The organism is Acidovorax sp. GW835-FHT14B10, assembly GCF_058793725.1.
The window spans coordinates 1-11325 of the sequence record NZ_JBXAGC010000051.1; the positions used below are offsets into that span (position 1 = coordinate 1).

Consider the following 11325-nt stretch of genomic DNA (forward strand, 5'->3'; position numbering starts at 1 on the left):
AGGGCAGCAAATCAAGGCCGATGCCCGAACCGCCGGTGGCTGCAGGCGCTTTGGCAGCCTGGGCTTTGGTTTGCACCACGCCTGCCATGACGGACTTGGTGAAGGCGGCCACGTCGTCCTGCGTGATGCGGCCCTTGGGGCCGGTGCCCTTGACCTCGTCGATGGGCACGCTCAGCTCGCGGGCGAACTTGCGCACGGAAGGCGATGCGTGCGGCAAACCCAGCGACGGGGTGGCCGTGGGAATGCCAGGCTGGTGGGCGGGCACGGCCACCGAGGCTGGGGCAGCGGCAGGCGCTGCTGTGACGGCGACGGCCGGGGATGGCGCGGCAGGAGCGGCCGCCAGTGCCGGGGCAGCTGCGGGCGCCGGGGCGGCGGCGTCGCCAGCAACCTCCAACAGCGCCACCACGGAGCCCTCCTTCACCTTATCGCCCAGTGCAACGCGCAGTTCCCTCACGACACCAGCGGTGTTGGACGGAATTTCCATCGAGGCTTTGTCGGACTCGACGGTGATCAGCGATTGCTCGGCCTGAACCGTGTCGCCCACCTTGACCAGCAACTCGATCACCCCCACTTCGTCGATGTCGCCGATGTCCGGGACCTTCACTTCTACGATGCTCATGCTTTCACTCCCATGTCGGCCAGGGCGCGTGCCACGATGCTTTCCGCATCGACCTTGAAGAAAGAGCGCAAAGCCGCGCGCGTGTCGCTACGGCCAAAGCCGTCGGTGCCCAGCGTGCGATAGCGCCGGCCCTGCGGCATGAAGGCGCGCACGCTCTCGGACACGGCGCGCACGTAGTCGGTGGCGGCCACAATGGGCCCAGTGCTGGCGGCCAGCAATTGCGCCACGTAGGCATCCGCTTTGTGGGCCTCCTGCGCCATGCCATCGCGCGCCAACTCGCTCCAGCTGGTGATGCTGAACACGTCCACGCCAATGTTCTGGTCAGCCAACTGCTGGGCGGCCTGAACCACTTCGGTGAAGATGGCGCCCGAGCCCAGCAAGGTAACGCGCTCGCCACCCTGCGGCCCGTAGCTGCCGAAGTGGTAGCCACCGCGCAGCACGCCCTCGGCCGCGCCTTCGGGCAGATCGGGGTTGGCGTAGTTCTCGTTCATGAGCGTGACGTAATAGAACACGTCCTGCTGCTCGACCAGCATCTCGCGCATGCCCGCGTCGATGATCACGGCGAGCTCTCCCGCAAACGCCGGGTCGTAGGCCTTGCAGTTGGGAATGGTGGCCGCCACCAGGTGGCTGCTGCCGTCCTGGTGCTGCAGTCCTTCGCCGCTCAACGTGGTGCGGCCCGAGGTGGCTCCCAGCAGGAAGCCGCGTGCGCGCTGGTCGGCGGCGGCCCAGATGGCGTCGCCCACGCGCTGGAAGCCGAACATGGAGTAGTAGATGTAGAACGGCAGCATGGCCAGGCCGTGCACGCTGTAGCTGGTGGCCGCGGCCGTCCAGCTGGCGATGGCACCGGCCTCGCTGATGCCTTCTTCCAGGATCTGGCCTTCCAGCGCCTCGCGGTAGGAGAGCACCGAGCCGATATCTTCGGGCGCATAGCGCTGGCCGACGCTGCTGTAGATGCCGACCTGCTTGAACAGGTTGGCCATGCCGAAGGTGCGCGCCTCGTCGGCCACGATGGGCACGATGCGCGGGCCCAGCGCCTGGTCCTTGAGCAGGGTGCCGAGCATGCGCACGAAGGCCATGGTGGTGCTCATCTCCTTGCCATCTGCCTTGAGCGCGAACTGCGCGTAGCGGTCGATCGCGGGTACCGGCACCACGGCGCACACGGTCTCGCGCTGCGGCAGGGCACCGCCCAGCGCCGCGCGGTGCTCGCGCAGGTAGCGCATTTCGGGGCTGTCATCCGCGGGTTTGAAGAATTCCAGCCCCTTGGCCTGCGCATCGGTGAGTGGCAGATTGAAGCGGTTGCGAAATTCGATCAGATCGGTCTCGTCCAGCTTTTTCTGGCTGTGCGTGGTCATCTTGCCCTGGCCCGCGCTGCCCATGCCGTAGCCTTTTTTGGTTTGCGCCAGGATGACGGTGGGCTGGCCGGTGTGGGCCGAAGCAGCCGCATAGGCGGCGTGGATCTTCACCAGGTCGTGGCCGCCGCGCTTGAGACGATCGATCTGCTCGTCGGTCATGCCCTGGGCCAGCGCTGCCAGCTCGGGATTCTGGCCAAAGAAGTTGTCACGGTTGAAGCGGCCATCCTTGGCGGCAAAGGTCTGCATCTGCCCGTCCACCGTATTGGCAAAGGCGCGCACCAGGGCTCCGGTGGTGTCGCGTGCGAACAGGCCGTCCCAGTCGCTGCCCCAGACCAGCTTGATCACGTTCCAGCCCGCGCCGGCAAAGAGCTTTTCCAGCTCGTCGATGATGCGGCCGTTGCCCCGCACCGGCCCGTCCAGGCGCTGCAGGTTGCAGTTGACCACCCAGACCAGGTTGTCGAGCTTCTCGCGCGCGGCCAGCGTGAGCGCGCTCATGCTCTCGGGTTCATCCATCTCGCCGTCGCCGAACACGCCCCAGACTTTGCGGGCACCGCAATCGAGCAACTGGCGGTGCGTGAGGTAACGCATGAAGCGCGCATGGTAGATGGAGCTGATCGGACCGATGCCCATGGAGCCGGTGGGGAACTGCCAGAAATCGGGCATCAACCAGGGGTGAGGGTAGCTGCACAGGCCGCGTGCGCCGCTGGCCGGCGCGGTGATCTCCTGGCGGTAGTGCAGCAGGTCCGCCTCGCTCAGGCGGCCTTCGAGGAAAGCGCGGGCGTACACGCCGGGGGCACTGTGCGCCTGGAAAAACACCAGGTCACCGCGGTGCGCTTCATTGCGTGCATGGAAGAAGTGGTTGAAACCGGACTCGAACAGATCGGCCGCGCTGGCGTAGCTGGCGATATGACCACCGAGTTCACCATAGGCCTGGTTGGTGCGCACCACCATGGCCAGTGCGTTCCAGCGCATCAGCGAGGCCAGGCGCTCCTCAATGGCCAGGTCGCCGGGGAACACCGGCTGCTGCTCAACCCCGATGGTGTTGATGTAAGGCGTGTTCAGCTCGGGCTGCCAGCCTATGCGCTGCGTGCGTGCCAGGCGGGCAAGTTCATCCAGGATCTGCCGCACGCGTGCCGAACCTTCGTTGGCGGCCAGCGACAGCAAGGCGTCCCGCCATTCCTGGGTTTCTGTCGGATTGGTGTCTGCCGCAGTCAGCTGGGTGAAATGGCTCTGCTGGGTCCTATCGTTCATGGCAAGGGTCTCCTGAGAAGATCAAGACTGTAGAGATCAATGGCAGGCAGTTGATGTTGAACTGCGATGTGGTAGCTCAAAAAAAAGCATAAAATTTTGACAAAAATATGAATCAAGGCACAAACCGCTTCGATGCGATCGATCTGAAGATTCTTAACGAACTTCAGGTTGACGCCAGCCTGTCCAATGTCGAGCTGGCCCGCCGGGTTCACTTGTCGCCCTCGCCCTGCCTGGCCCGCGTGCGGGCGCTGGAAGCACGGGGGTTGATCCGGCAATACGTGGCGCTGCTCGATGCACAACAGCTGGGGCTGCATCTGAACGTGTTCATCTCCATCAGCCTCAAGCAGCAGAGCCGCCAGGCTCTGCAGGAATTTGAAGAACACATCACCATCCGCGATGAGGTAATGGAGTGCTACCTCATGACGGGAGATGCCGACTACCTGTTGCGTGTGGCCGTGCCCGACATGCCGACGCTGGAGAGCTTCATCCTGGAACAGCTCTCGCCAATTGCCCAGGTCGAGAAAATCCGCTCCAGTTTTGCACTCAAGCAGGTGCGCTACAAAACTGCGTTGCCACTGCACAACCTGTGACGTACTAGTCACAGACCAATTCCACTAGCACTCGACAGTGCTTCTCGATCACGCAATTGCGCTGCATTGCACGCGCACGTCAGACGTATGCAATCGAGGAATTCAATTCAATGTCACCCAACACCTGGGGCTGATCCAGCTGGACTTCCACTTCGGCAACCCCGAGCGTAGTGTGGCTGATGCGCACGAGGTAGCGTCCCGAATTGGCGGTCAGTCCGTCTCACTTGAAGTCGCCGAAGGCATCGGTATGGGTGCTCTGCACCTTTTTCACCTTTGAACAGCTCGACCTGCGCACCGTTCACACCGTCGAGAACGCCAGCCCGGCGAGTCAGCACGCTGACCTGTGCGGCAGATCTGTCCGTCATGCGATCGCACGACTCGCGTAGCCGAACCATGCCTTCGTGTGTAGAGCGGCTAACAAAACATGCCATCGCCGGGAAGCCCGAATGCGTTTGACGATGCATGGCTCGAAACAAAACAAGGCAATCAGCGCTGTGCTATGGCACAAGATCGAGCCGCTGGCCTGGAAAGTTGCATGCCGACAAGGGCTACGATTTTGCGCGTTGTCGAGTGCGCCTCAAACGCTTCGGCATCAAGGATCGCATCGACATTCATGTGGCCCTGCTTTCCTTGGCGTGCTGCGTTATCTGCATCCGGCGATTGGAGTCGTTTTGTGCGCCGCTCTAAGCCCCGCCACAGAGCCGCAAGACCCAGCCTAGCCCGCAGGTTTTTTCATGTCTGGTGCTGGCGCTGCATTTGTGCAAAGTGCCTACAAATGGCTTACAAGCAACAGAAAACAAAAAACCCCGCTATCTTTTGAATAGCAGGGTTTCTTTACTGTACTTGGGGTGGCTGATGGGGCTCGAACCCACGACAACAGGAATCACAATCCTGGACTCTACCAACTGAGCTACAGCCACCGTAGATTTGAATTATAGCCCGAGAAAACCGGGCTTCGGGCCAATATCCGTCAAATTTCCGATCGATCAGGTGTGGACTGTGGACGGGGGGCCTTGATCTGAACCTTGAAGCGGTCTTTCAGCAATTCATAGTAGGCCAGTCCTTCGGCATTGCTCCACCACTGCAGGTATTGCTGGCGCTCCTGGCGGGCGACTTGCTCGTTGGGGGTCTCGCGCGGAACCAGGCGATTGACTTTGGCCACGGCGTATCCCTGCGCTCCCAGATCCACACCGATCCAGGCTGGCAAGGTGGCTGTACTGGCACCCAATACCGCATCCACCAGACGCCGTGGCTGATTCTGGGGTTGATCACGCGAGATCACGATGGCGGATTGCAAACCCGCAGCATTGCCGGGCGTGGCTTTCCATGCCTCCAGCTTGGCTTCGCCGTCCTTGCGCGCCAGCTCGGCGGATTTCTCGGCGATGTACAGGCTGCGCACCTGTGCACGCACCTCGTCCAGTGGCAAGGTGCGAGCAGCGGTGTAGGCGCTGACGCGGGCGGCAGCCATCTGGCTGGGTCCGACTTCCACGGCTTCGGTATTGCGCTTGTTCTCGATGGAGTCCGTTGAGAACAACGCCTCCAGCAGCTTGCCGTTTGCCAATGGGCCCGTCGCTTCAGGCGCCGGTGTACGGGTCACACCCGACGCCGTCAGCACTTTGAGTCCGAGCTTTTCGGCCACGGGCTTGAGACTGTCGGATTGCTCATAGACGCCATTCGCAAACGATTCGGCCACCTCGGCAAACTTGCGCTGCGCTTGCTGTTGCTTGAGTTCGGCTTCCATGGAGGGGCGCAACTCTTCAAAGCTTGGTTGACGGGGTGTCTTGATGTCCGTCAGCAAAATGATGTGGTAGCCGAAATCGGTTTCCACCACGTCGCTGATATCGCCTTTTTTCATCGCAAACGCCGCGTCTTCGAATGGCTTGACCATGGCGCCCAGCCCAAAGAAATTCAGGTCTCCGCCCGACACGGCAGAACCAGCATCTTCGGAGGACTTCTTGGCAACTTCCGCAAAAGTGGCGGGTGCCTTGCGCACCTGTTCCAGCAATTGCACGGCACGCGCCTTGGCCTTTTCCCGGTCTGCCGCGGGCGCATCCTTGGGCGCATTGATCAGGATATGACTGGCCCGGCGCTCCTCCTGGCCTGCCAGGCGAGCCACGTTTTCCTTGTAATAGGTGCGCAAGTCATCTTCGTTCAGCGTGATGCCCGCACGCACGCTGTCAAGATCCAGCACCACATACTCCACGGCGGCCTGTTCGGCCTGCTGGAATGCGGAGGTATGGGCCTTGTAGTAGCCCTCCAGATCAGCGTCGGTGGGCGCCACCTTGCCGGAAAAATCTGCAGGGTTGAAGCGGGCAATCTGCACTTCACGGCGCTGGTACAAGGCGTCCAGCGACAGCTTGACCTGCGCATCGGTGCCGAAGGCGGATCCCATCACACCGCCCATCACCTGGTTCACCGAAATGTCGCGGCGCACACTGGCCTCGAACCCTTCAGGCGTCAGCCCTTGGGCACCCACCAGTGCGCGGTAGGCCTCGGCATCCAGCGAACCATCAGGGCGTTTGAGGGCGGCGATGGCCGGAATTTCCTGCAGGCTGCGGGCCAGGCGGCTGTCGCTGGTGACAAGGTGCATTTTCTGGGCCGCGGCCTGAAGCACCCGGTCACGAACTAGGCGTTCCAGCGTTGCATAGCGGGCCTCGGGAGAGTCGAGCAGTTTGGCATCCACCGTGGGCGACTGGGCCCGAATTCTGTCCGTCTCCATCTTGTGGGCGTTGTCCCAGTCGGTCTGCTTGATGTCGTGACCATCAACGCGAGCAACCACAGCGCTCTTTTCGGAGAAATAGTTGCTGTCGATACCCACCAGCACAAACGATGGAATGATCAACAAGAACAACAAGAACATCACGATCTTGGAGTGCTTGCGGATGGATTCAAACATGGTCGATCTTTCAATGACAAAAAACAAAAGGCGAACTTTCGTTCGCCTTTGTTCGGTGGTGGTGGGTCCTGACGGTCTCGAACCGCCGACCTACTCCGTGTAAAGGAGCCGCTCTACCAACTGAGCTAAGGACCCCAACCTAACTGGCCATCAATTCAAGGCGTCTTTCAATGCCTTGCCTGGACGAAACTTTGGAACTTTAGCAGCTTTGATTTTAATCGCAGCGCCGGTACGGGGATTGCGACCCGTGCGGGCTGCACGCTTGCCCACTGCAAAGGTGCCGAAACCGACGAGCGAAACAGTGCCGCCCTTCTTCAGGGTCTTCTTGACGGCCTCAATCGTGGATTCCAGGGCACGCGCAGCTGCGGCCTTGGAGATGTCGGCGTTGGTAGCGATGTGCTCAATCAGTTCGGTTTTGTTCACAAGAAGCCTCTCGGAAAAGAGTTGATGGAATGTCTCGCGGATATCTGGTCTTCACACGTCCGAAAGCACAGCCCTGGGGGCTGAACGGCATCAGACGGGGGAATGACTGGCGTATGCAGCAGGCGCTGCTGCATCAGATTAAAGCCATCGAGTTTCCGGGTGTCAATACAACGCGCTGATTTGCAGCAGCGTTGCTCTGAATTCTAGTCGTATTTCACGGTGTGGCGGGGCTTGCAGGACGGTTTTGTCTCAAAGCCGCCGCATGGGCAACATTCCTGATTGACACCACGCTGATGTTGCGGGTTACAAGGCAGACGCAATGGCGCGCCCCACATCCTGGGTATTGGCTTTGCCACCCAGGTCCGGTGTGCGCGGGCCGCCGCCCTGGGGGGCCAGCACGGCCTCGATGGCAGCCAGCACGGCGTCGTGCGCGGCGCGGTAACCGAGAAAATCGAGCATCATCGCGCCGCACCAGATCTGGCCGATGGGGTTGGCAATGCCCTGCCCCGCAATGTCGGGCGCCGAGCCATGCACGGGCTCGAACAGCGAGGGCATGGTGCGCGTGGGGTTCAGGTTGGCGCTGGGTGCGATGCCGATGGTGCCGGTGCAGGCCGGGCCCAGGTCCGAAAGGATGTCGCCAAACAGGTTGCTGGCCACCACCACATCAAAGAAGTCAGGGCGCTGCACGAAGTGGGCCGTCAGGATGTCGATATGGAACTTGTCCACCTTCACATCGGGGTAGGCCTTGGCCATCTCGGCCACGCGCTCGTCCCAGTAGGGCATGGTGATGGCGATGCCGTTGGACTTGGTGGCGCTGGTCAGGTGCTTGTTGGGCCGCGACTGGGCCAGTTCGAACGCGAACTTCAACACCCGGTCCACACCGTGGCGGGACATCACCGTCTCCTGCATCACGATCTCGCGCGCAGTGCCTTCGTACATGCGGCCACCGATGCTGGAGTATTCGCCCTCGGTGTTCTCGCGCACGATGCGCATGTCGATCTCGCCGGGCAACCGGGGCGATCCGTCACGTCGCACCACGGGGGCGATCACGCCGGGCATCAGGCGCGCGGGGCGCAGGTTGATGTACTGGTCGAACTCGCGGCGAAACAGCAGCAGCGAGCCCCACAGCGAGACATGGTCGGCAATCTTCTCGGGCCAGCCCACAGCGCCAAAGTAGATGGCTTCGTGGCCGCCGATCTGCTCCTTCCAGTTGTCGGGCAGCATCTTGCCGTGCTTCTCGTAGTAGTCCCAGCTGGAGAAATCGAAATGGTCGAACTGCAGGTCGATGCCGAATTGGCGTGCAGCCGCATCCATCACGCGCAGGCCCTCGGGCATGACCTCTTTGCCAATGCCGTCGCCGGCCACCACTGCGATGCGATGCTTCGCCATTCAAACGCTCCTGAAAATATAGCTTCCAGCGCTTATCCATCAAGCGCTAGCGGCCAAAAACTGAAAATTACTTGACGCGGGCCCGGATTTCCGGGAGCGCCTTCTGCAGGTAATACACCATGGACCAGACCGTGAGCACGGCGGAAATCCAGATCAGCCAGGTGCCCCACACCCCGGTATCGATGGCGCCGAACAGGCGCCCGTCGTACAGCAGGAAGGGGATGGCCGTCATCTGCACCGTGGTCTTGAGCTTGCCGATCATGTGCACGGCCACGCTCTTGCTGGCACCGATCTGCGCCATCCACTCGCGCAGGGCCGAAATCGCGATCTCTCGGCCAATGATGATGAGCGCCACGAACACATCGGCGCGCTGCAGGTGCACCAGCACCAGCAGCGATGCGCACACGAGAAACTTGTCGGCCACCGGGTCCAGAAAAGCACCAAAAGACGAGGTCTGGTTGAGCTTGCGCGCCAGAAAGCCGTCGAGCCAGTCGGTGGCGGCAAACACCACGAACATCACGGTGGCGATGAGATTGCGCGTGGCCGGGTCGAGCGGCGCGTAGAACACCCCCACGATCAAAGGTATCGCGACAATGCGCGTCCAGGTCATGATGGTGGGAATGGTGAAAAACATGGACGTGATTGTGTCACGCTGGCCAGGGTGATATCAGCGCAGTGCGCGATAGATCTCTTCGGCCAGTTCGCGCGAAATGCCGTCCACCGTCACCAGGTCTTCGACGCTGGCCGCCGCCACGCCCCGCACACCGCCAAAGCGCTGCAGCAGCCGGGCCCGCTTCTTGGGCCCCACGCCGGCAATTTCTTCAAGCTGCCCACCGCCAACGCGCACCTTGGCGCGCGCCGCGCGCATGCCGGTAATGGCAAAGCGGTGGGCCTCGTCGCGGATCTGCGCCACCAGCATCAGCGCAGCCGAATCCTTGCCCAGATAGACTTTTTCGCGCCCGTCGGCAAACACCAGCTCTTCCAGGCCCACCTTGCGGCCCTCGCCTTTTTCCACGCCCACGATGCGCGTAAGGTCCAGCCCCAGCGCGGTGAACACCTCGCGCGCCACCGCCACTTGGCCTTTGCCGCCGTCGATCAACACCAGATCGGGCAGGCGCGCCTGGCCCCTGGGTCGGGCAGCCTCTTCTGCCCCCGGTGCGGGGTTGGCGGCATAGTCGATGCCACCGGCTTCGCGCGCGGCTTCGGCCACCTTGCTGTAGCGCCGCGTCAGCACCTGGCGCATGGCGGCGTAGTCGTCACCGCCGGTGATGCCTTCGATCTTGTAGCGGCGGTATTCGCTGCTCTGCATCTTGTGGTGGTGGAACACCACGCAAGAAGCCTGCGTGGATTCGCCCGCCGTGTGCGAGATGTCGAAGCATTCGATGGTGAGCTGGTCCAGGTCGTCGGGTGGCAGGTCCAGCGCCTCGGCCAGGGCACGCGTGCGCGCCTGCTGCGAGCCTTCCTCGGCCAACAGGCGGGCCAGCTGCAGATCGGCATTTTTTTGCGCCATGTCCAGCCAGGCGCGGCGCTGCTCGCGCGGATGGTGGATGGCGCTCACGCGCAGGCCGCTTTGCTCGGTCAGCGCCGCCAGCAGGGCCTTGTCCACCGGCACGCTGGTCACCAGCAGCGGGGGCACGGGCACGCCGATGTAATGCTGGGCGATAAAGGCCTGCAGCACCAGCACTTCCACGGGCGGAACCGGCCGGTCGCCTGCAGGTTCCGCCTCGTCGCCCTCCTGCGCAAAAACCCCGGCCGCATCTTCCACATGCACAGGAAAGTACGGTCGATCGCCCAAATGGCGCCCGCCGCGCACCATGGCCAGGTTCACGCAGGCGCGGCCGCCCTGCACGCGCACGGCCAGGATGTCCACGTCCTTGTCATCCACCGTTTCAATGGATTGCTGGTGCAGCACGCGCGACAGCGCCTGGATCTGGTTGCGCACCTCGGCGGCCTGCTCGAATTCGAGCTTGTCGGAATGCGCCATCATGCGCGCCTCCAGCGCCTGCAGCAGCACCTGGGTTTCGCCGCGCAGCAGCGCCTCGGCGTGCTGCACGTCGGCCGCATAGGCCTCGGGCGAAATCAGGTTCACACAGGGGCCCGTGCAGCGCTTGATCTGGTAGAGCAGGCAGGGCCGCGTGCGGTTGGCAAACACTGTGTCTTCGCAGGTGCGCAGCCGGAAGACCTTTTGCAGCAGCTGGATGGTTTCCTTGACGGCCCACGCGCTGGGATAGGGGCCGAAATAGCGGTGCTTTTTGTCCACCGCGCCCCGGTAGTAGGCCATGCGCGGATAGAGTTGGACAGGGGCGTCGCCCGAGGCAGCGGCAGTGCCTGTGATCTTGAGGTAGGGGTAGCTCTTGTCGTCGCGGAACAGGATGTTGAACTTGGGGTTCAGCGTTTTGATGAGGTTGTTTTCCAGCAGCAGCGCCTCGGCCTCGGAGCGCACCACCGTGGTCTCCATGCGCACGATCTTGCTGACCATGTGGCCAATGCGCGTGCCGCCATGGTTCTTCTGGAAGTAGCTGGAGACGCGACGCCGGAGGTTGAGCGCCTTGCCCACATAGAGCAGCGCATCCTGTGCGTCGAAATAGCGGTAAACACCGGGCAGCGCCGGCAGCGCAGCCACCTGCGCCAGGAGTTCTTCGGAATGCACATCAGACATGGCATCTATTGTGGCGGCTCGCATCTGTGCCGCACCGGACATGCCACCCCGGTTTGGGCGAGCCTGCGGCAGGGCAATCGCATCTAAATAGTGATACCCAAGACGCGCTCCAGATAGCCCAGATTCCACCCCGCACGCTTGCGCTT

Annotated in this window: 8 protein-coding genes and 2 tRNA genes; 1 reads left to right on the forward strand and 9 read right to left on the reverse strand. The window is 62.4% G+C overall.

The window, feature by feature from the left end:
- Both AC1Q5S_RS21660 and mdeB read right to left on the reverse strand, forming a co-directional pair.
- The coding region (locus tag AC1Q5S_RS21660) for a biotin/lipoyl-containing protein (protein WP_492239413.1) at positions 1 to 619 on the reverse strand (619 nt) is incomplete at its 3' end.
- Entirely contained in the window at positions 616 to 3222 is a 2607-nt protein-coding gene (gene mdeB, locus AC1Q5S_RS21665; RefSeq protein WP_303837596.1) for an alpha-ketoglutarate dehydrogenase, read from the reverse strand. The genes mdeB and AC1Q5S_RS21660, both read right to left, overlap by 4 nt.
- Positions 3223 to 3329: 107 nt before the next feature.
- On the opposite strand from mdeB, the gene AC1Q5S_RS21670 reads away from it, so the two are divergent.
- A complete protein-coding gene (locus tag AC1Q5S_RS21670; RefSeq protein WP_303837594.1) occupies positions 3330 to 3812 on the forward strand; it encodes an Lrp/AsnC family transcriptional regulator in 483 nt (160 codons plus the stop codon).
- An 844-nt stretch (positions 3813 to 4656) separates the two neighbouring features.
- Here AC1Q5S_RS21670 and AC1Q5S_RS21675 read toward each other — a convergent pair.
- The 7 genes from AC1Q5S_RS21675 to uvrC form a co-directional block, all read right to left on the reverse strand.
- Positions 4657 to 4732 (reverse strand) — tRNA-His (locus AC1Q5S_RS21675).
- 50 nt (positions 4733 to 4782) lie between these two features.
- Positions 4783 to 6708, reverse strand: a complete 1926-nt coding sequence (locus tag AC1Q5S_RS21680) for a SurA N-terminal domain-containing protein (protein WP_492239414.1) — start codon at positions 6706 to 6708, stop codon at positions 4783 to 4785.
- A 59-nt stretch (positions 6709 to 6767) separates the two neighbouring features.
- Positions 6768 to 6843 (reverse strand) — tRNA-Val (locus AC1Q5S_RS21685).
- Positions 6844 to 6858: 15 nt separating this feature from the next.
- Positions 6859 to 7131: an HU family DNA-binding protein gene (locus tag AC1Q5S_RS21690; protein ID WP_024815362.1), complete on the reverse strand. Its 273-nt coding sequence runs from the start codon at positions 7129 to 7131 to the stop codon at positions 6859 to 6861.
- A gap of 303 nt (positions 7132 to 7434) precedes the next feature.
- Positions 7435 to 8520 carry a tartrate dehydrogenase gene (locus tag AC1Q5S_RS21695; protein ID WP_303837589.1) on the reverse strand — a complete coding sequence of 362 codons (1086 nt, stop codon included), beginning with the start codon at positions 8518 to 8520 and terminating at the stop codon, positions 7435 to 7437.
- Positions 8521 to 8587: 67 nt separating this feature from the next.
- On the reverse strand, positions 8588 to 9154 hold the full coding sequence (pgsA, locus tag AC1Q5S_RS21700; protein ID WP_303837588.1) for a CDP-diacylglycerol--glycerol-3-phosphate 3-phosphatidyltransferase: 567 nt from the start codon (positions 9152 to 9154) through the stop codon (positions 8588 to 8590).
- 33 nt (positions 9155 to 9187) lie between these two features.
- The gene (gene uvrC / locus AC1Q5S_RS21705; RefSeq protein ID WP_492239415.1) at positions 9188 to 11179 is read right to left on the reverse strand and encodes an excinuclease ABC subunit UvrC; all 1992 of its coding nucleotides are present in this window, start codon (positions 11177 to 11179) and stop codon (positions 9188 to 9190) included.
- Positions 11180 to 11325: the final 146 nt, after the last annotated feature.